Annotated in this window: 14 protein-coding genes; 12 read left to right on the top strand and 2 right to left on the bottom strand. The window is 36.9% G+C overall.

All coding sequences use genetic code 11. The features are described 5' to 3' along the window. Nucleotides 1-80: 80 nt before the first annotated feature. Nucleotides 81-2,255: a molecular chaperone DnaK gene (gene dnaK, locus P3F56_RS06555; RefSeq protein WP_281152110.1), complete on the bottom strand. Its 2,175-nt coding sequence runs from the start codon at nucleotides 2,253-2,255 to the stop codon at nucleotides 81-83. 2,300 nt (nucleotides 2,256-4,555) lie between these two features. Between dnaK and prfC the strand changes: the two genes are divergently transcribed. The 11 genes from prfC (at nucleotide 4,556) to prmA (ending at nucleotide 17,190) form a co-directional block, all read left to right on the top strand. After that, nucleotides 4,556-6,178 carry a peptide chain release factor 3 gene (prfC, locus tag P3F56_RS06550; RefSeq protein ID WP_281152109.1) on the top strand — a complete coding sequence of 541 codons (1,623 nt, stop codon included), beginning with the start codon at nucleotides 4,556-4,558 and terminating at the stop codon, nucleotides 6,176-6,178. Between the two features lie 190 nt (nucleotides 6,179-6,368). Next, on the top strand, nucleotides 6,369-6,686 hold the full coding sequence (locus P3F56_RS06545; RefSeq protein ID WP_281153747.1) for an HU family DNA-binding protein: 318 nt from the start codon (nucleotides 6,369-6,371) through the stop codon (nucleotides 6,684-6,686). 377 nt (nucleotides 6,687-7,063) lie between these two features. Then, nucleotides 7,064-7,384, top strand: coding sequence for a hypothetical protein (locus tag P3F56_RS06540; protein ID WP_281152108.1), 321 nt, complete (start codon nucleotides 7,064-7,066; stop codon nucleotides 7,382-7,384). Between the two features lie 27 nt (nucleotides 7,385-7,411). Continuing rightward, nucleotides 7,412-7,792, top strand: a complete 381-nt coding sequence (locus tag P3F56_RS06535; RefSeq protein ID WP_281152107.1) for an ADP-ribosylglycohydrolase family protein — start codon at nucleotides 7,412-7,414, stop codon at nucleotides 7,790-7,792. Nucleotides 7,793-7,815: 23 nt separating this feature from the next. Next, nucleotides 7,816-7,980: a hypothetical protein gene (locus tag P3F56_RS06530; RefSeq protein WP_281152106.1), complete on the top strand. Its 165-nt coding sequence runs from the start codon at nucleotides 7,816-7,818 to the stop codon at nucleotides 7,978-7,980. Between the two features lie 365 nt (nucleotides 7,981-8,345). Further along, nucleotides 8,346-10,811, top strand: coding sequence for an HD family phosphohydrolase (locus P3F56_RS06525; RefSeq protein WP_405054744.1), 2,466 nt, complete (start codon nucleotides 8,346-8,348; stop codon nucleotides 10,809-10,811). A gap of 248 nt (nucleotides 10,812-11,059) precedes the next feature. After that, a complete protein-coding gene (gene dnaJ, locus P3F56_RS06520; protein WP_281152105.1) occupies nucleotides 11,060-12,187 on the top strand; it encodes a molecular chaperone DnaJ in 1,128 nt (375 codons plus the stop codon). A 101-nt stretch (nucleotides 12,188-12,288) separates the two neighbouring features. Continuing rightward, nucleotides 12,289-12,528, top strand: a complete 240-nt coding sequence (locus P3F56_RS06515; protein ID WP_281152104.1) for a sulfurtransferase TusA family protein — start codon at nucleotides 12,289-12,291, stop codon at nucleotides 12,526-12,528. Between the two features lie 30 nt (nucleotides 12,529-12,558). Next, nucleotides 12,559-13,686, top strand: a complete 1,128-nt coding sequence (gene rsgA / locus P3F56_RS06510) for a small ribosomal subunit biogenesis GTPase RsgA (protein WP_281152103.1) — start codon at nucleotides 12,559-12,561, stop codon at nucleotides 13,684-13,686. Between the two features lie 923 nt (nucleotides 13,687-14,609). Further along, a complete protein-coding gene (gene serA / locus P3F56_RS06505) occupies nucleotides 14,610-16,187 on the top strand; it encodes a phosphoglycerate dehydrogenase (RefSeq protein ID WP_281152102.1) in 1,578 nt (525 codons plus the stop codon). Between the two features lie 112 nt (nucleotides 16,188-16,299). Continuing rightward, the gene (gene prmA, locus P3F56_RS06500; protein WP_281152101.1) at nucleotides 16,300-17,190 is read left to right on the top strand and encodes a 50S ribosomal protein L11 methyltransferase; all 891 of its coding nucleotides are present in this window, start codon (nucleotides 16,300-16,302) and stop codon (nucleotides 17,188-17,190) included. A 1,588-nt stretch (nucleotides 17,191-18,778) separates the two neighbouring features. Here the strand turns inward: prmA and P3F56_RS06495 are convergent. Continuing rightward, the gene (locus P3F56_RS06495) at nucleotides 18,779-19,204 is read right to left on the bottom strand and encodes a hypothetical protein (protein WP_281152100.1); all 426 of its coding nucleotides are present in this window, start codon (nucleotides 19,202-19,204) and stop codon (nucleotides 18,779-18,781) included. Nucleotides 19,205-19,734: 530 nt separating this feature from the next. On the opposite strand from P3F56_RS06495, the gene rpmF reads away from it, so the two are divergent. Next, nucleotides 19,735-19,902: a 50S ribosomal protein L32 gene (rpmF, locus tag P3F56_RS06490; protein ID WP_281152099.1), complete on the top strand. Its 168-nt coding sequence runs from the start codon at nucleotides 19,735-19,737 to the stop codon at nucleotides 19,900-19,902. The last annotated feature ends 1,459 nt before the right edge of the window (nucleotides 19,903-21,361 follow it).

Below are 21,361 nucleotides of genomic sequence, written 5' to 3'. Positions count from 1 at the left end.
AATCAGTTATCAATAAATATGGTAGACATTAAACAGTTAGGTTCAAAAAAAACTTAGTAGCGAATGACTTATCGACTAATTTAGAACCAATCATCCTCCTCTTCATCCCAATCATTCTCAGCAGGAATAAGACGAGACTTATCGCGGGCATAGTACCTTTCGGACTCAGTTTCAGGATATCGTTTATCTGACGGAGATGGCTTACGACTTAATGGGGAACGATAGGAACGATTTACTCCCCAATTCTCATAATCGTCATAGCTATCATAGTGGGGTGATCGATAGTCTTGACGCTCATCATAACGAGAAGAACCATAATCGTCTTGATGATAATCATCCCGATAGCTGGTTCGACGACGGGGAGTATACGGAAGATCATCTTCAGGTTTTCCCGTTAATGTCTTACGAATAGAGTTGAAAAAGCCTTCATCTTCCTCGTCATATTGTAAACGAACTTCTCGGTTAAGTTCGTAGAGGACATCTTGCAGATCAGCATGGGCGCGATCAAGACGGCATTCATCGTCTTTATCAAGACTATCAATAATTTCAGCATTCAAAGACTCGATTTGACGGCGATAGGAACTGGTGAATTGAGTCCCAAAATCAAGAGTAACTTCCTTTAGTCGGCGTAATGCTTGATCGGTTAAGGCTTTAGCGCTGTTGCGTTTCTCCACTCGTTCCCGTCGTTGGCGATCGCCTTCAGCAAATTTGGCTGCTTCTTGAATCATTCTATTGACTTCTGCATCATTGAGGGTGGAAGTTCCTTGAACGGTAATGGTTTGCTCCCGCCCGGTGGTGCGATCACGGGCCATCACCTGTAAAATTCCATTAGCATCAATATCAAATGCCACTTGAATTTGGGGAATTCCTCTAGCGGCTGGCGGAATCCCGCTTAATTTAAACCTGCCCAAAGATTTATTATCCTTAGCCATTTCCCGTTCTCCTTGAACCACATGGATTTCCACCATGGTCTGATTATTTTCTCCAGTAGAAAAGGTATCCGAACGTCTGACCGGAATTGTAGTGTTACGAGGAATTAATTTTTTAGCAACACCGCCGATGGTTTCTAACCCTAAAGATAGAGGAGTCACATCAAGTAGTAAGATGTTCTTAACTTGCCCTTCTAAAATGCCTGATTGAATGGCTGCTCCTACTGCCACCACTTCATCAGGGTTAACATTTTCGTTAGGTTCTTTATCAATAAAACTTCGTACCAACCCTTTGATCATAGGCATTCGAGTTGCCCCCCCAACTAATACCACCTCATCGATTTGAACAGGGGTCAACTGTGCATCATTGAGGGCACGTTTAATAGGACGACGGAGACGACTCACTAAGTCTCCACAAAGATCTTCAAATTCAGAGCGAGTCAAACGGGTTTCGATGTGTTTAGGACCATCTTCAGTGGCGGTGATAAAGGGTAGATTAATGTCGGTTGTACTAACCCCTGACAGTTCAATTTTGGCTTTTTCTGCGGCTTCTGTTAGGCGTTGCAATGCCTGTCTATCTTTGCAGAGGTCTACCCCTTCTTGTTCAACAAATTTTTCGGCTAACCAGTCGACAATACGTTTATCAAAGTCATTGCCTCCTAGTTGGGTATCCCCACTAGTTGCTCTAACTTCGAGAACTCCATCCCCCACTTCGAGGATAGAGACATCAAAAGTTCCTCCTCCCAAGTCAAAGACTAAGATTTTTTGCGAGCGCTGTTTATCTAACCCGTAGGCTAAAGAAGCCGCCGTTGGTTCATTGAGAATACGGTGAACTTCTAAGCCAGCAATGCGCCCAGCATTTTTAGTCGCTTGACGTTGAGAGTCATTAAAATAAGCAGGAACGGTAATTACTGCTCCTGTGACTATTTCTCCTAAATAACGTTCAGCTTCCTCTGCTAATTTCCGTAGAATCATCGCGGAGATTTCTTCGGGAGCAAATTCTTTTCTGAGGCGAGGACAGCGAATTTTGATATTATCGTTGTCGTCTCTACGAATGGTATAGGGAACTTGTTTCGATTCAGGTTCGAGCTCGTCATATCGACGACCCATAAACCGTTTGACCCCAAAAAAGGTGTTTTGAGGGTTGAGAACAGCCTGTCTTCTAGCTAATTGTCCAACGACCAATTCTCCATCTTTATTAAAACCCACTACTGAAGGGGTTGTCCGCATCCCTTCTGAACTGGCTATCACTACTGGCTTTCCGCCTTCCATGACGGCTACCACAGAGTTAGTTGTCCCCAGGTCAATGCCGACTACTTTTCCCATGCCTCTGTTTTTCTCCAGCTACTCCAATTAAGTCTTGAGTCTTCATTTATTCGAGATACCGCGTACGCCAAAAGCGTGCCATCGGCTACCGTGTCTCACTGACAATATTCTATCTCAATGTTGTGAGAGGTCTTCCGTTAAACCGTCTGAGGAGTTTAAGGGAATCGGTAACAGTTAACGGGAGGCATTCTAGAGAGCTTTTTCTAGAAGTTAAAGACCTATATAGAACTAACTTCACATGTTTTGACATCAATGTCTAGTAGTTATTCCTAAAGCTTAATCATTCAATATAGGTGTTTACAAGTAAACAAAAAATAGATAAAAGTCTGGCTAAGGAAGCCGAAAAGTCAAAAAGATAAACTGGCCAATGCTCACCGCACTCTTAAAAAGAATAAGTTTGGTCAGTTAAAAACTATATATTTCTTTTAGACCAACTTAAACAATATATTACAATATATACTATACAAAAGTTAATGATTATATTTTAGTTATAAGTTAAAAGCCTAAAACAGTGAGAGTCATTGCTCAAAATTTTTAAAAAAATTGTTGTATAAGATTGGTAATATTTTGTACTTTTTATTTGTTATTTGTTTTTTTTAAAAAACAAATAACCTAACCATATACAATAAAAATACCCAAAATATATACAGTGTTTACAACACAAATAGCATGATTTTTCGCAGTATTTTGAACTTTTCTACCATGAGAAGGTAGACATATACCTCTTTGATAAACTGGTAGTTATTTTTTAAAAGTTATAAATTATAATTTCTATCTTTGTATGCAGAATAATTGCATTTATAAATGTAAATAGTTAGTTGGCTATCTTTTTATTTAATAAATACTTTAAAAAAGAACTGGTTTTTAATCAAAAATCTTACAGAGTAATTTTAACAGTAAATTATTCTATAAGTCAATTTTTTAAACCAGAAGCAAACTACAAAAATATTTTTATAGTTTGCTTCTGCTAGATACTAGACTGCTTAAAAAATAAAATAACTAAATTTTAAAAAAACTTTACTAATTAATTAGTAAAGTTTTTTATACAAAAAAATAAAATAAATAGATTTCTTAAAAATTCTTTAAAAAATCTATTTATTTAAAAAAAATTAAAGATAAATAAATTCTAATAATCTAAGATTAAATCTTTTTGAAAAGTAAAGAAAATATACTAAAAAATATATTAAGTATATTTAAAAACTTTTTTATAGAAGTATTAAAGATTAATACTTCTATAAAATTAATAAAAATTAATAATTGTCCAAGTTTTTTAAAAAAGCTCTAAATAAAAAAAGTTAGTTAAGTATAATTAATTATTAAATTTATTTTGAGTTGTTAGTTATGCTCTGCTCAAGAACTTTATAAAAAGATCTGAAAATTCCTAAATTAGATAGTCAAATTTATTAAAAATATTTTTTATCTAAAATGTTTAAATAACATATGTTGTTTAAACATTTTAGATAACACTAAGTATAAATAATGTTTATTGCTAATTTTTTTTTAATAGCTTGAAAGAATATTCTTAGTTTCCTGGATCATTAACAACTTAACTTGTAGTTAGTAATTCTGAATCATTTTTTAGTCATTAAATATCACAATAATTTTCAAACTTATTTAAGTAACTACTTCTAATTTAAAAAGATAAAAATTAGACAATATCTTGGCTATAATTGCATTGATTGCAAAAGATAAAATATAGACCTCATAGTAATTATTTTTTGTTTAAAATAATTACTATGAGGTCTATATTTTGGACAAAAACGTATCAAAATTTTTCTTTTTGTAAAAGAAAAATTTTGTAAAAGCACTAGTGGTAGAAAGCACGAATATAATTTTTTGATGTTAAGCTTCTGTAATCAAATTCTGATCACCCAACTTTTACGATATTTATATACCGTAGAATAGTTATTCATGATCATTAATTTTCACTCCATAAATACGAAATATTAAACGCTCTAAACTATTAGTTAAATGGGGGCGATATTGTGGAAAATTTTCTAGGTAAAGACTCTGATCAATACTAATCTAAATTAACATCAGCAAAAATCAGATTAAAAGTTTATGACCATCTCTTTCAGTTTATGTGAAAGTTTCATTAACATTAAAAATCAATACTTTAAGTTAAGTAATTCATAAAGTTTAAATATAAAAAACCATGATTAATAATAATACTGTTAAGTTGCACTGTTAATTGGCTAGATAAGTCAATAACCGTTGACCTTTCCTACCGGCTTCTCAGAGGAGGTTATATTATGAGGGATGAAGATTAATAGCCTTAGTTGAAGAGACTCCCATAAAGAATGTCCAGCGAAATTCAGACAGAAATCGAAAAAGCCGTAGAAAAACGACGTAACTTTGCTATTATTTCCCATCCTGATGCAGGCAAAACTACCTTAACCGAAAAACTTCTACTGTACGGAGGAGCAATTCACCAAGCAGGAGCAGTCAAAGCTAGACGAGACCAACGTAAAGCTACCTCTGATTGGATGGAAATGGAAAAACAGAGAGGAATTTCAATTACCTCTACCGTCTTACAATTTGAGTATGGAGACTTTCAGATTAATCTACTAGATACTCCAGGTCATCAAGATTTTAGTGAAGATACCTATCGTACTCTAGCGGCAGCCGATAATGCTGTCATGTTAATTGACGCAGCAAAAGGGTTAGAACCCCAAACCCGTAAACTATTTGAAGTATGTCGTTTGCGTGGACTTCCCATTTTCACTTTTATCAATAAACTTGATCGCCCAACAAGAGATCCTCTGGAATTGCTCGATGAGATTGAACAGGAATTAAAACTACAAACCTATGCCGTAAACTGGCCGATTGGAACCGGCGATCGCTTCCGAGGGATCTTTGACCGTCGTCAACAAGCTGTACACCTGTTTCAACGTCGCGCACACGGTAGCCAACGTGCTCACGAAACTGCCATTAGGCTTAGTGATCCTAAAATTGAGGAATATCTTGACCAAGATCTTTATTATCAGCTTAAAGAAGAATTAGAAATCCTCGAAGAATTAGGAGCCGATCTCGACTTGGAAACACTCCACTCCGGCCAAATGACTCCTGTATTCTTTGGATCGGCTATGACTAATTTTGGAGTGCAATTATTTTTTGAAGCGTTCCTAGAATACGCCCTAAAACCTGAAAGACGGAATTCTTCTGTAGGAGTGGTAGAGCCCACATATCCTGAATTTAGTGGCTTTGTATTTAAATTACAGGCTAATTTGGACCCAAAACACCGTGATCGCGTGGCCTTTGTACGAGTATGTACGGGTAAATTTCAAAAAGACATGACTGTCAGCCATGCTAGGACGGGAAAAACTGTTCGTCTGTCCCGTCCTCAGAAATTATTTGCACAAGATCGATCTTCCATCGAAGAAGCTTATAGCGGAGATGTTATTGGGTTGAATAACCCGGGAGTGTTTGCTATTGGGGACACAATTTATAACGGCAAAAAATTGGAGTATGAGGGAATACCTTGTTTTTCTCCAGAAATATTCGCCTATCTCAAAAATCCTAACCCCTCTAAATTTAAGCAATTTCAAAAAGGTATTCAAGAATTACGCGAAGAAGGGGCGATCCAAATTATGTATTCCACTGATGACTTTAAAAGAGATCCGATCTTGGCTGCCGTAGGACAATTACAATTTGAAGTCGTCCAGTTTCGGATGCTCAGTGAATATGGGGTAGAAACTCAATTAGAATCTCTTCCCTATAGTCTAGCCCGTTGGGTAACCGAAGGTTGGAAAGCCCTAGAAAAAGCCGGAAAGATTTTTAATACTATTGTTGTCAAAGATAATTGGAGTCGTCCAGTATTACTTTTTAAAAACGAGTGGAATTTGCAACAAGTTCAAGAGAATAAACCAGAATTAGGATTGACTACTATTGCTCCTGTAGGAGTAGGTATTCAACCGAGTTAAAGGCCAAACTTTTGGGAAAAATCATGATTTATAACAGTCAAGTAAAAACATCTCACTATAGAGTGAGATGGGATAAAAAGCTATAAATCAACCATAAACCGAGGCAACTAGGGAAAGAAAACAACGTTGTTTTTATCCTTTATATTGTGATCTCAGAGCAATTATTCAGCTATAATCAGCCTCAGTCAGAATTGCCAATAAAGTAACGATGAATAAAGAAGATCTAGTCAACATGATCGCTGCCAAGACTCGCATGACCAAAAAAGATACGAGTCATATTCTGGATGCGCTTACAGAAACCATTATGGAAACCGTCGCTTCAGGAGATAAAGTTGTCTTGGTTGGGTTTGGAACCTTTGAACCAAGAGATCGTAAAGAACGTAAAGGAATGAATCCTCAAACTGGACAATCTATTACCATTCCTGCTACCACAGTTCCTGCTTTCTCTGCGGGGAAAGTGTTTAAAGAACAAGTTGTCAATCCCGAAAAAGCGACTGACCTTTGCTAGGTATAGGACCAACGGACCCAATGTATCGATCTCAAGTGATGTTCTTGGGTCTTATTACGTCTAATTTTACATCCTCAGGTGCCGTAAACAAGGTGATTCGTAAACCTCACGATTTAGGTTTCCATCTATTAGTAACTGTCTCTACCCGTAACTTAATTTGTTGAAGTTGGGGATGTTTTCACTACACCCTATGCCCCACACCTTATCTTCATCTACACTTTAATCTTTCCGTCACCCCGTGAGCTATTGAAATCACGCTTTAGGAAATTCTGAAAAAATCTATATTGATAGCCCAACCTGGGATGGATTTATCATTCAATATGCTCAAATAGTGCAATTAGTTTAATCTTCAGAGTTTATCAATCAATTATTGAACAATGCGTTACTCACTCTTAAATCGTTTTCAAGGAACCTTCATAGGGAGTTTAATTGGTGTAAATATTGGACATACTTCCCCATTACACCCTTGGTGGCTTTTTCTAAGTCAAGCAATAACAAAGCGGTTGACCCAAAAGGGAAAGCTATCACCTGAAGATTGGTCAGCAATTACCGGTGAGCAATCTTTTTTCACAAATACAAATAATTGTGAGTTACCTAACACAGGGGAAATTGTCTTGGGGACGTTACCCTTGATAGTTTTTTTCCATGATGCTCCTAGTCTATTACGGGAGCAATTACATTGCTTAGTTGTCAAATAGCCACTATTTTCAGAAACACTACAAGAAATGATGGTTTGGGGAGAATTACTTGCCCTTATTTTGAGAGAAAACCTCGATATTAAGAGCAGACTTTCTCAACAACTAAATCATTATCACAATCAACCTAATTCTCGTTTGAGAGACTCCTTAAAACAAGTAGAGTCTTTCTTGAAACTGAGAACTCCCCTAAGACAAGTAATTGACTATTTTCATCAACCAATACTCTTAGAACAATCAGCTTTACCCTTAGCAATTTATTGTTTTACAGTTACACCAGAAAATTTTTCAGTGGCGGTTCTTAGAGCCGCCACTCAAACCAAATCTCAGCTTGTTACCACCTTAGTAGGAGCATTAGCCGGAGCATACAATAGTTGTTTCGGTATTCCCCCCACTGGCAGTCAGCTTTAAGAAGAAAAGGAAACAGTGAATTAATGAACCAGAAGATCATTCCTACTTTATGGGCAATGTGGACTGGGAGCAACTCTCGAAGTCAAGTTGAGCTAAACTTTAACATTAGTGTGGTTAACTCGCCTTGGGTCATACAAAAACGCTCATCTATGAAACTCGTTTCCCAAAAAGAATATTGGCTCTTCTAAAGAAGACTATAATAAATTAGTAGCTAATAACTTCTAAAAATCTTAACCCAATTGTATTCTATAACTCCAAAGACTAAATCTATATAAAAATAAGGTTTTTGGAATCTTAAAAGCCTTGCAAAGCAAGACTTTTATCCTTTGTCTATGTATGATTTTTTTACAGCTAGTCTAGAAGAGTCATAATACTTAAAACCAAATCCATTTCCAGAGAGAAACAGTAAAGTAGTTAAAGACGTCAATGGTTCAATTGAGATGATTTTGTCATGGCAAAATTTCAAGGTGGATCTACCCTAGTTTAATTTAGTGGCATATTTCTTAGGGCTCTCTATTACGCTCCTAATATCTTTTCAGCGACCTCACATACGATGAAAAAGCTTCAATTTTTTACCCAAAGCCTAGATAAATGGCGTAAAAACTACCAAAATTTTGGTTTTTCGCTTTTGAGGAAGATTGATGCTTCACCTATGCCCCACAAGTCTCAGTCAAACCATACTTCTAATTTTTTTCAAAAATTGCATAGCTCATCATCCTTGAGAAAAATTCACCCACCCATGATGTGGGGGTTAGCGATTATATCTTTGACTAGTGTAATTAGTTATCGCTTCTACAATCAACCGAAACTAGCTGTAGGAACTGTTTCTCCAGTAACTATTATTGCTCCTGGGGACGGAACTTTTGAAGATTTCAAAACTACTGAGGAAAAACGAAAAGAAGTTCGCACTGGGATCATTCCTGTATTGCAACGGGATGTCAAATTAACCAGTCAGCTGGAATTGACTGTGAAAGAAGCGTTAGTCAGTATGCAACAATTACGAAATATAAGTAATCCTTTTCCTGTAGCTAGTGTTCAACAGCTTCCCTTGCCTACCCAACAAAATTTACGAGCTTTTTCTGAACAAGACTGGCAAAAAGTTTTAAATGTGGCTAAAGTCCAGTTAATTCCTAATGATATTGACAATTTCCCAGAGAAAATATCCAAATTATCCCCTGATTTTAAAAAAGTCTTAACTGAGCTTAAAGACTATCGGCAAACCACTACGGGAACAGAATTCCAAACCTTTTTAGAAAAGATGAGTCAAGCTCGTCAACGGTATAGTAAGGCTAAATCAATTTTATCTGGTGTTAGAAGTCCTTACCTATCATTAGAAATAGCTGTTGCCTTTCTCAACTTAGATGAGCCTACTTGGAAAAATACTCAAAAAGCACTACTCAACACCACTGAAAAAATTTTGATTCAGGGGATTCCGGCCGGAATCCCCAATAATCTTTTGCAAGATGTTCTTGAAATACAATTCGATCCGTCAATACCTTTTTCTAGCAAGATAATGGGGCAAAAACTGCTCATGTCTGTTTTTCAAAATCAACATAATTTAACGGTAGATAGAGAAGAAACTAAGAGGCAGGCTGAACAAGCGGCTCAAGCTGTAGAACCGGTAATTGTTGAAATTCAAGAGGGAGATGTCATTGTCAAAGCCAATGAAACGATCAGCCAAGCAGATTTTATCTTACTCGACAGCTTTGGGTTAAGTCGCCGTGGCATAAATTGGTTAGGACTAGGGATTTCTGTGATTCTAGTAGCAGGAGGAGTAACAGTTTTTTGCATGGTGACTCGTCATGTTCATCGTCCAATGCGTCGCCGCGATCATTTTTTACTGTGTTTATTAAGCTTCAGCACCCCCTTTCTGGCAATTTTTAATCTAGGTTATACTAATTTGCCGGCTGTCGGATTATTGACAAGTAGTTTCTATGGCCCTACCTTAGCAGTTACTCAAGTTTTATTGTTAAGTGGTTTATCGACATTTACTGCAGGAACAGTAAATTGGAGTTATGTTTTAGCAGGAACGGCAGGAGGATTATTAGCGGGGGTAATGGCTGGACGACTCCGTTCACGAGATGAATTAGCCCGTTTAGGAGGAGGGGTGGGCATTGTTCAAGGAGGCCTTTACTTTCTCATTTATTTAATTATCGCACCGGTGGCGGGGACAATTTGGTCAGCCGTGTTGCCGGGAGCAATTATTTATGGTCTATCTGGGTTTCTCTGGAGTGTCATGGCTTTAGGAATTTCTCCTTATCTAGAACGTTTCTTTGATTTGGTGACTCCCATTCGGTTAGTAGAATTGGCTAACCCTAATTGCCCTTTGCTCAAACGATTATCGACCGAAACGCCGGGAACGTTTCAACATACCCTATTTGTGGCTTGTTTGGCCGAAGCAGCAGCTAGAGAACTTCATTGTAATGTCGAGTTGGTAAGGACGGGAACCCTATACCACGATATTGGGAAAATGCACGACCCTTTAGGATTCATTGAAAATCAAATGGGTGCGCCGAATAAACACGATGAAATTAACGATCCCTGGCAAAGTGTGGAAATCATAAAAAAGCACGTTGCCGAAGGGTTAGTCATGGCTCGTAAATATGGTTTACCACGAGTGATTCGAAATTTTATTCCTGAACACCAAGGACAGTTGTTAATTTCCTATTTTTATTATCAGGCTAAACAACAGGCAGAAAAAGACGGAGAAAAACTAATTTGTGAAGAAGAGTTTCGCTATGAAGGTCCCACTCCTCAGTCACGAGAAACTGGGATTGTGATGTTGGCCGATGGCTGTGAGGCAGCGTTACGATCTTTGAAAGAAGCTACCCCAGAAACCGCTTTAGCCATGATTCATAAAATTTTTAAAGCTCGATGGCGAGATAATCAATTGAAGGATTCAGGAATTAAATATGAGGAGTTGCCTATCATTGCTGAGGTGTTTGTTAAGGTTTGGCAACAATTCCATCATCAAAGAATTGTGTATCCTAAAGCCGCTTTAGAACCTCAGGGAAAGTGAACTGATAGGAGTTTTTGGCTTACTCTATATTCTTTTGATTTTATAACAAGTCAATTATTTAAAATTTTCCTTAACAAAACATTAAAATGTATGTAAGGAGTCGAAAAACAAAACTCTTAATCTTCAACCTACAGACCCTTAAAACCTGAAGACCAAAACCTGATGATGTTTTCTTGGCGATAGTTTGCTAAAGTAAAAATCGAGCCTATCTCTAAACCCAATAGCCCAATAATTGCGATCAATGCCCTATGTCAGGTGACTACTACGAAATCCTTGGTGTCCCCCGTAATGCCAAGAAAGAAGAAATTAAACGTGCCTATCGCCGTCTAGCGCGCCAATACCATCCCGACATCAATAAAGAATCGGTGGCAGAAGAACGTTTCAAAGAGATTAACCGCGCTTACGAAGTCCTATCAGAACAGGATACCCGTGCCAGATACGACCAATTTGGGGAAGCCGGAGTTAGTGGTGCTGGAGCCGCCGGATTTGACTATGGTGATATGGGGGGCTTCGCTGATATTTTTGAAACTATCTTTAGTGGTTTTGGTGGTGGAGTAGGAACCGGAACAACTCGTCGTGGTCGTGGTCCTAGCAGAGGAGATGATCTCCGACTTGATTTAAAACTCGGTTTTAGTGAGGCAGTATTTGGCGGCGAAAAAGAAATCCGCATTCCCCATCTAGAAAACTGTCAAGTTTGTAATGGTAGTGGAGCTAAACCAGGAACTGGATCTAGCACCTGTTCCACTTGTGACGGAGAGGGGCAGGTCCGACGGGCAACCCGTACCCCCTTTGGAAGTTTTGCTCAAGTCTCCGCCTGTCCGACTTGTAACGGGTCCGGAGAAGTTATTGAAGAAAAATGTGAAGCTTGCGGGGGCAGTGGCCGCAAACAAGAAACAAAAAAACTCAAAATTACAATCCCTGCTGGTGTTGATAATGGAACCCGTCTACGGGTGTCCAAAGAAGGGGATGCAGGAATGCGAGGAGGAACCCCAGGTGATCTCTATGTCTACCTATTTGTAGAAGCTGACAAGGAGTTCACCCGTGAAGGAATGAATATCCACTCAGAAATTACTATCAGTTATCTACAAGCGATTCTAGGTTGTACCCTCAAGATAAATACCGTTGACGGTCTTCAGGAATTGAAAATTCCTGCCGGGATTCAACCTAACACAGAACTAATGCTTGAAGATCGAGGGGTTCCTAAATTAGGTAACTCTTCCATTCGAGGGGATCATCTGATTACTGTAAAAATCTCAATTCCTACTCGCATCAATACCGAAGAACGAGAACTTCTCGAGCAACTAGCACACATTAAAGGTAAAAATCATGGTAAGGGTGGTTTAGAAGGCTTTTTAGGTAGTTTATTTCATAAATAAACTCATTAACCTGGGTTCGGTGTTAAGAGTTGGGAATTAGGAGTCATAATTTTTTTAAATCAATTAGAGACGAGTGAACGGCCAACGAGGGTATTCTAAAAATGAATCAAACAACTACCGAGATTCCTTTACTAGATTTACGAGGAACTCCATGTCCCATCAACTTTGTTCGCACTAAACTAAAATTACAACAGATGTCCCCTGGTTTATTACTAGAAGTATGGCTTGATCCAGGGGAACCCATTGAACAAGTCCCTGATAGTCTGACCATAGAGGGCTATCATGTTAAAACTATTGAAGCTCGTCAGGACTTTTTTTCCTTGAAAGTCTATCGTCTCTAGAGTGAGTCATTATCTATAGTCTATTATTTTGTGAGTGATTTTATCTATTGTGATGTTACTCCCCATTCGACCCTGTCTCGACCTTTGGGGACAATAATTGCCGTGCAAGCAAATTTCTATCAGGTTCGCTTGGATCAACCTTCTGAAGCAGTTAATTATGAACCATCTTTCTCCTTATTATGTACTCGACGCACTCGTTTAAAGAAAATTGGTCAAAAGGTGATGGTAGGCGATCGTGTGGTCATCGAAGAACCTGACTATCAAGATGGACAGGGAGTGATCGCTCAAGTTCTTCCTCGTAAAACAGAACTCTCCAGACCACCTGTAGCCAATGCTGACCAAATACTCGTAGTGTTTTCTTTAGAAAATCCTCCCCTCGATCCCTGGCAATTAAGTCGGTTTTTAGTGAAAGCCGAGTCAACATCTTTATCCTTATGTTTGTGTTTAAACAAGTTAGATTTAATCGTTGAAGATCAACGGAAAAAATGGCAAAAACGTATTGAACAATGGGGCTATGACCCTTCTTTTGTTAGTGTGATAAATCATCAGGGTTTAGAGGACTTAAACACTCGTCTACAAGGCAAAATAACTATCCTAGCAGGACCTTCAGGGGTCGGTAAATCTAGTTTAATTAACACTTTAGTTCCAGAAGTTTACCAAAGGGTAGCCAAAGTTTCAGGAAAACTCCAAAAAGGTCGTCATACCACCCGTCATGTCGAATTATTTGAACTTCCAGGGGGAGGATTTTTAGCAGATACGCCTGGCTTTAATCAACCTGATCTTGACTGTGGTCCTCAGGAATTAGTTTTATATTTTCCTGAAGCAAAGCGACAACTTAAGACGGGCCATTGTCAATTTAACGACTGTTTGCATCGGGGAGAACCTGATTGCATCATTAATGATGATTGGGAACGATACGAACATTATTCAACCTTTCTGGAAGAAACCATTAACAGAAAAGAAACTAGGAAAAAAATAGGAGAGCAAGAATCGAATTTGAAGTTAAAAATTAAAACTTCGGGACAGGAATATTACGAACCTAAGTTAGAAAGTAAAAAATATCGCCTTCGTTCCCGTCGAGACAAACACCAGACTTTACAGGGATTATATAATCAGCAAAGCTTAGCAGAAATTGCTCAAAGAGACGAAGACTTATAAAAACGTATACGTACAAAATGGATATAGAGAATGTAAATACTCGTTCGATAGCTATCTCTTAATTCTGCAATCTCCTTTATTTTCTACTGTTTATTTCTAGTGTCTACCTTATGGTTTCATGATGTTTATAACTTAGCTTAGATTTGTCACTTTTTAAAGATAGGACAGAAGAGTCTTTTTTACAAAAAACAAAAAACTTTAGGATAATTTGACAAACATAAATAACACTATTAAATGTTATAAAAAAGTTCTAAAAACTTTTAGAAATAAATCAAGAAATAAATACAAGAGATAAAGAAGTAGAAAATTTGAAAAAGATATCAAACTTAATTTGAAGACTAAACAACGATTTGAAGAATCAATAATTAAGCATTAAGAACTCAGCGTTAAAAGCAATAACTTGAAGTTTCCTCAGAGCAGGTTAAAAATTTAGTATTTAAAGTGACTGAAGAGATGTATGAATAGAATTTTTGGATGTAATGAAGTAAATTACCTTGTAACTAGCATAAAATCAACTAGAAGACAAATAAAAACATAGAGCCTCAAAGAAATCGCAGTCGACCGGTAACCATTGAAGGACACAGCATAAGTTGCTCAAGATAGCGAATAAATTAGTCAAGTTGCGCTACATCTCTAAATTTATCAAGATGGGAACTTTGCGTTGCGTGTGTTATTCGGTGAATTTTGTATTAAAGATTAAGTGAGTAAATCAGTTAATGAGGTATGGTAAATGAGGTGAAATAATGAAAATAAAGTTAGGGAAGGAAGTCACCTTAAGGTAACTGAATTTTCACAAAATGAACCTTAATTCGTGAAACCTTGTCCTCAAAAGGTTTTAGAGTCGAGGTCATGGTAGCGATAAGCTACTTCAACAAAAGACTAAACAAGCATCACCAATAACTGCGATCTAGTATAGAGTAACCATGGCAAAAGTTCTTGTATCCGATACCATTGACAAGGCTGGAATCGATATCTTGTCTCAAGTGGCGCAAGTAGATATCAAAACCGGACTTCCTCCAGAAGAATTGGTCAGAATTATTCCCGAATATAATGCCTTAATGCTTCGTTCAGGAACCCAAGTCACCCAAGCCATTATTGAAGCAGGAACACAACTCAAAATCATCGGACGCGCCGGGGTTGGCGTTGATAATATCGATGTTAAGGCAGCTACTCGTCAAGGCATTGTGGTGGTTAACTCCCCAGAAGGGAATACTATCGCGGCCGCTGAACACGCCTTAGCCATGATGTTATCCCTATCTCGACACATTCCCGAAGCGAATCGGTCGGTTAAAGCTAAGAAATGGGATCGAAAAAAGTTTATTGGGGCTGAAGTTTACAAAAAAACCTTAGGGGTTATAGGGTTAGGAAAAATTGGTTCCCATGTGGTTAATGTAGCGAAATCCATGGGCATGAAATTATTGGCATTTGATCCTTTTATTTCTAAAGAACGTGCTGATCAATTGGGTTGTACTCTGGTAGATCTAGATTTACTTTTTGCTGAATCCGATTATATTACTCTCCATATCCCTAAAACTCCAGAAACTGCCCATCTAATCTCCACAGAAGCATTAAATAAAATGAAATCCACGGCTCGCTTGATTAATTGTGCCCGCGGGGGAATTATTGATGAGCCTGCCTTGGCTGAGGCGATTGCCAATAAAAAAATTGCCGGAGCTGCCCTAGACGTCTTTGAAGAAGAACCCCTCGGAGAATCTAAACTACGAGAGTTGGATAATGTGATTTTGACTCCTCATTTAGGAGCTTCTACCGCCGAAGCACAGGTGAATGTAGCCATTGATGTGGCTGAGCAAATTCGAGATGTGTTGTTGGGACTACCTGCCCGTTCAGCCGTTAATATCCCTGGACTTACTCCTGATGTCATGGAAAAATTGCGCCCCTACTTACAACTGGCCGAAACCTTGGGAAATTTAGTCGGACAATTGGCAGGAGGACGCATTGAACGGTTAACGGTAAGGCTTCAAGGAGAATTGGCAACTAATAAAAGTCAGCCCCTCGTCGTTGCTTCTATAAAAGGGTTGCTATCCAGAGCTCTACGCGAACGGGTTAATTATGTTAATGCGGCTATCGAAGCAAAAGAACGAGGAATCAGAATTATTGAAACCCGTGATGCAACAATTCGGGACTATTCTGATTCTCTCCATCTAGCAGCCCAAGGATCGATGGGAGAACATTCCGTAACAGGGGCATTACTCAGTGACGGAGAAATTCGCATTACCGATGTGGATGGGTTCCCAATTAACGTTCCCCCCAGTAACTATATGTTATTCACTGTACACCGCGATATGCCAGGGATTATCGGTAAAATTGGTTCTCTGCTTGGTAGTTTTAATGTGAATATTGCCAGTATGCAAGTAGGACGAAAAATCGTTCGCGGGGATGCGGTAATGGCTTTGAGTCTTGATGATCCCCTTCCTGATGGACTACTGACAGAAATTACTAAAGTAGCCGGCATTCGAGATGCATACACAGTTAAATTATAGTGTCGACACTCTCCATAGAAGATTTCCGTTTTGATCCAAAATCCTCTAGTAACACTTAAGATATAGTCATATCGATAATTTACTATTTTTCGGTCACTAACTTAAATCTTTAATGTCAATGAGCTGGTGGGAAATTAGCATCCTTTGTCACCCCCATTTAGAGGAGTCTATTTTTTGGAGGTTGGATCAATTTGGCTGTTCGGGCACTGCTAGGGAGATTAGGGAAAAATCTTATTTAATTTACGCTTATATTCCTAAAATACCGGAAGTTTCCCCTGATTTAGCCGCTATATCCCTATTGCTACAACAGGATGCTTTGCTTTCAGGATTTCCTCCACCATTAACCAGTTGGAAGTTGATTGATGAAGAAGACTGGGCTAGTAGCTGGAAGGAATATTGGCAACCGACAAAGGTAGGTGATCACTTTCTGATTTATCCGGCTTGGTTGACCCCACCCCAAGAAAGTGATCGCTTCATTCTGCGCCTTGATCCAGGAGCAGCTTTTGGCACAGGAACCCATGCCACCACGCAATTATGTCTAGAATCTTTAGAAATGCGTTTGTCAGACTCAAGCAGGGAAACCATTATTGCTGATATTGGCTCTGGATCTGGTATTCTCTCAATTGGGGCGATTTTGCTAGGAGCAGCTAAACTTTATGCTGTGGATATCGACCCCTTGGCAATAAATGCTGCCCGTAATAACCGCCATCTCAATCAAATTCATCCGTCTATTTTAGTGATTAACCAAGGTAGTGTTCAAGAAATTTTAAACTTAGTTCCCGAAGGCGTAGACGGTATTTTATGCAATATCCTAGCCGAAGTTATTGTTGAGCTTATTCCTCAACTGACGGCTTTAGCTAAACCTAACGCTTGGGGCATTCTCGGTGGCATTTTACTTGATCAGTCTCAGGTGATCGCTGATATTCTCGGACAGTATGGCTGGGTTGTAACTGCTCTTTACAAACGACAAGAATGGTGTTGTATTCAAATTCGACGAAATTAGTTGAAATGCGAAGAACAATGATAGGCATCAATGGAAGATTATTTAGGATAACCTTTATCTGTCTCATTAATCTTCCATTCTACTTGTTTTTACTAGCCCTGTATCCCTAAAATCCACAAACAGAATCTAGCTTAACCGGACAGATTCAACTGTTTTAATAATCATTAATAACTTGCAATTTTTCTGAATTTTTTCGGCAAAGATAAGAAAAGATATTGTAAATTTCATCATTCGTTAGTATATCAGTCGGTAGTTTTAAATAAACGATATAATCTTATATCCCTCTATAATTTAAGGAATTGAAGTTAGATTTATAATTTTTAAATTGATGTCATTTTAAACATCCTTCCGAAAATTTCATGGACTTTTTATTCAAAACTACTACTCTTTTATTAGATTCAGTTCTGACCTATAAGTTGTCTAAAATATAGATATAATCCTTTTTATCCCAATTGTTTTCAGTTTTGCTTTAACTAGACTACTTATCTGCGCGGAGTCATTATCAAAAATAACTTTAGCTATTATAGCTATAATAGCTAAAGTTATTTGATCTTTTTCTAAAAGCCCTTGAAAAATATTTCATATCTTCTTTCTTGCAAGTTTTTTCCCCTTACTGGATAATCCCTGAATTTTTCAAGAAAGAGAAGAATTTATCCTATAAACTGTTTCTCTCATTATATTTTGTAATAGTCCTACCCAATCGGCAATTTCTTCAACTTTTCATATTCTTGAATATAAGCATAACATTTATACTTTAATTTCAGTTCTGGATGTAATTTTTAGATTGCGAGTCAACTTTTATAGTTTTGCTCTTTCAATTCTATCAGCTGAATTTTTAGACAGGCTGAGATCTAGCGATTGCTCTTTTTAAACTACTTTTCTATTCTACACTTATTTCAGTCTATCTACTCAACTAGTGTTTAGCAAGAAAAAAAGAGTATAAACAATTTCATCCACTTTACTTCTTTAAGAAAGTTGATTACTTGTGTTGAAATACCTCATTTCTCTAGCAAACTCATAGCTAGTTTTTTACGTTTCTACTATCACAATCAATTATTATAACTATGATTATGATCTTAGTTCAGACTAAGCCAACAGAACTAGAGAATAAATGGACGAATTGATCATAAAAATATTAGATTTAAGAACAATTATTGACACAATTTGTACCGAAACATGCACAACAATCAACACATGGATAAAATATATCTAGAGATCCTTATCTTCACACTAAGTTTAGAATCAATTTAACAGTCCTTCCCTTGTTGACAGCTTACTGAGTTGACTTTTGCCACTATGTAATTGGGCAATATTCTCGTTGATCTTCTCGATCAACGAGAATATTAGGCTTAATTTGACGAGCAAGTTCAATAGATTTATTAAACTATAATACTCGATTAACGCCAACTAAAATTCTAGTATGATTTGGAATGTGACAATTTTCAGAAATGGTTTTAAAGGTAAACTATGTCCTTGAATAACTTTTTCTAGATAGAGTTAGAGGAAAGTTAAACTTTCTAAAATTTAGAAGATCATAGCAGAAAAAACGTTAATCACGTCAAGAAAACCGATTGTTTATATCTCCGATTTAGTTTTTTCTAGGTGGATTAGAATGTGGAAGAAAAAACATAGGAAGAGGAGGATGTAGGTAGGATGGATAAAGTGAAGCCGGACACACTTTTCTTTTTACAGATCTTTTAACTGACTCCGAGGCTACGGTGAATGATGTAGGGTTGATCGATGGTTGAAGCAATAGAGATAAACGGTTGACGGCTAAACTGGAACTAACAACAATAGAAGTCTCTCTAGAGAGCCCAGAAAAGGTGTGGGTATTTCCCATAGAGGAGAAACATTCTTGAAAATAAATGTCTAAATTAGTTAAAGCGAGACAGCTGCCATAGTAATACAGAGCTTCTAATAGGGCATAAGTCTTCAAACCCGGACTTTGGAATCCATCACCAAGGCAACTCCTTTCTGTTTTACTAATGCGATCACCCTTTTTTAAAGTCCTCAATCTTCGTTAGCTTAAATACGATATAACAATAATCAGTAGTCGTTGGGTTTTAAGTTGCAATTCATTGTTCAAATAGTGATTACATCTCCAAGATTTTTTCAGGATAGCCGTTGATGGAAATGAGATAATCCTTTCCATGATAACTAATTCCATAACCCTAAAAAAAACAATCAAGCTTGAGTTGGGACGGTCAATTTTCTAACTATTGATTAGGTTTCTCTATGTTACCATGGACGAAATGCTGTCCTAGTTTAGGGGAAGTATCTATTAATGAGACTAGTTGATCATCGGGGATCTCCGCATTAAGATATTAATGCGATAAAGAGTTTCAGCACTGGCTTTACAACCTTGTAACGGTAGCCAATGCTGATAATGATCGATACTCACGTCCATTTCTCAAAAATTTCTTAAGACCCCTACAACTTCACTCAACACCAAAACTTACATCACTCAACTTCCGTTGACCAGACAAATTTAGACCAGACCGATTAGAATAAAAAAGTTGTTTAATTTTTCAATAATCACGAACTATGGCAGTCCCAAAAAAGAAAACCTCTAATCTCAAGCGCGATCAACGCAAAGCACATTGGAAGAAACAAGCAGCTAAAGAAGCCCAAAAAGCTTTATCTTTAGGCAAATCTGTCCTTTCTGGACGTTCTACCTTTGTCTATCCCCAAGACGAAGACGACGACGAATAATATGTTAAGGGCACCCGACTGTCTATCTCGTTTCTGGAGTTCGAGATACTAAAGAAAATTACTCTCTTCTAGTCGTGTGCCTGATTTTTTCTTTGAAATATGACATAGTTACCCTAAATTTACTGATTAAGAATCTCTTTAATCCAAAAATACTCTCAAGACAGCGATGGAGTTCTCATGATTGGGGATATTTACTCGATTTTTCGGTCCAAATTGTTATGACTCAAATTAAATATTAATGGACAATTGATCATCATCACCAGGCGATTAATACAGGATGTTTTGATGAGTGATCGACTTATTGAATTGTTAAAAGGTAGAATTATTCTGATGTACCTATCAGTAGAAAGGCATGGTTGTTATAATCCGAGATGTGCTAATCATCTAAATAACTTATGAGGAAATAGTCCTAAAATTCGGCGGACAAAACTATTACCTTTATCAAAAAATTCAAACCCTATCCTAGATAATGCTACAGTTAAATCGTTAAGATTTAAATACTTAAAATATCATCCCTACGCTAATGATATTTTTTTAAAAATTATTTTTTTTGGATAACTTTGAAGAGAAATTTTAGAGAAAAATCTACTTATGTAGGAGTAGTAATAAAGTAATATTGGGTAGTTAATTGAATTAATTGTTAATTAAAAGTTTTGTGATATTTTATGCTCATGGGTGTCTATTTTATCTATAGTGTAAGGCTCAAAATATAAAGACAAAATTTTATTATCAATAATAAGTTTATGAAAAGCAATTATTCTTACATAGATACTACTTTAGTCAGTTTTATGTTTGAATTGGATTATTTTAAGTTAAACGTTTTAACTTAATTGATCCCTATAGCATCAAATATATAGCTCAGTTTTATTAATGAAATAAAACTTTTAGAAGGACTAGCTATTACCAATTATTAATCTTTTTTTTACGATGAGATAAAAATGGTTTGTTTTATCGGAAAAATAGACCAAATAGAGGGTTATATTTATTGTGGTTTAACTACTAGGAAACTTTATTACAAGAATAGAAAAACTATTAAAGATTTGTCTTGGGCAGAGAAAACTTTCTGTGTCAAGATTAACAGTCGTCAAATTTAGAGAAGAACTTTGACTGGAGAGCAAAACTATTTAAATTAGTTAATTAATATCAAAAAACTTATTTGTTATAGCCAGAACAGTAGAATAATTAGGTGTTGAATTGAAGAAAATATTACCTATTTTTATCTAGGAATAGTGTAAGTTTTTCTTTAAATTAGATTTAATTTAAAGAAAAACTTACATTTCTTAAAAAATCGTCAATTCTTAACTTTTAAATTTATTTATTTTACATTTTACTTATAAATTTTATATTATAAGTTCGACCTAATTAATCAGGATAGTTGCCCTGTCAAATCAACCTTTACAGAAAAAATTAAAAAATTACTAGTACTATTATTAGTGTCGAACAAAAGATTGTGTTTTTT

Source organism: cyanobacterium endosymbiont of Epithemia clementina EcSB, from assembly GCF_029919255.1.
Taxonomy (GTDB): domain Bacteria; phylum Cyanobacteriota; class Cyanobacteriia; order Cyanobacteriales; family Microcystaceae; genus Rippkaea.
Note: the sequence above shows the minus strand (reverse complement) of the source record. Positions and strands in the feature narration are given on the sequence as shown.

What these genes read in the sequence shown, in the direction of transcription:
- dnaK (WP_281152110.1), bottom strand. Translation starts at nt 2,255, where the DNA reads ATGGGAAAAGTAGTCGGCATTGACCTGGGGACAACTAACTCTGTGGTA.
- prfC (WP_281152109.1), top strand. Translation starts at nt 4,556, where the DNA reads ATGTCCAGCGAAATTCAGACAGAAATCGAAAAAGCCGTAGAAAAACGA.
- P3F56_RS06540 (WP_281152108.1), top strand. Translation starts at nt 7,064, where the DNA reads ATGCGTTACTCACTCTTAAATCGTTTTCAAGGAACCTTCATAGGGAGT.
- P3F56_RS06535 (WP_281152107.1), top strand. Translation starts at nt 7,412, where the DNA reads ATGATGGTTTGGGGAGAATTACTTGCCCTTATTTTGAGAGAAAACCTC.
- P3F56_RS06530 (WP_281152106.1), top strand. Translation starts at nt 7,816, where the DNA reads ATGAACCAGAAGATCATTCCTACTTTATGGGCAATGTGGACTGGGAGC.
- P3F56_RS06525 (WP_405054744.1), top strand. Translation starts at nt 8,346, where the DNA reads ATGAAAAAGCTTCAATTTTTTACCCAAAGCCTAGATAAATGGCGTAAA.
- dnaJ (WP_281152105.1), top strand. Translation starts at nt 11,060, where the DNA reads ATGTCAGGTGACTACTACGAAATCCTTGGTGTCCCCCGTAATGCCAAG.
- P3F56_RS06515 (WP_281152104.1), top strand. Translation starts at nt 12,289, where the DNA reads ATGAATCAAACAACTACCGAGATTCCTTTACTAGATTTACGAGGAACT.
- serA (WP_281152102.1), top strand. Translation starts at nt 14,610, where the DNA reads ATGGCAAAAGTTCTTGTATCCGATACCATTGACAAGGCTGGAATCGAT.
- prmA (WP_281152101.1), top strand. Translation starts at nt 16,300, where the DNA reads ATGTCAATGAGCTGGTGGGAAATTAGCATCCTTTGTCACCCCCATTTA.
- rpmF (WP_281152099.1), top strand. Translation starts at nt 19,735, where the DNA reads ATGGCAGTCCCAAAAAAGAAAACCTCTAATCTCAAGCGCGATCAACGC.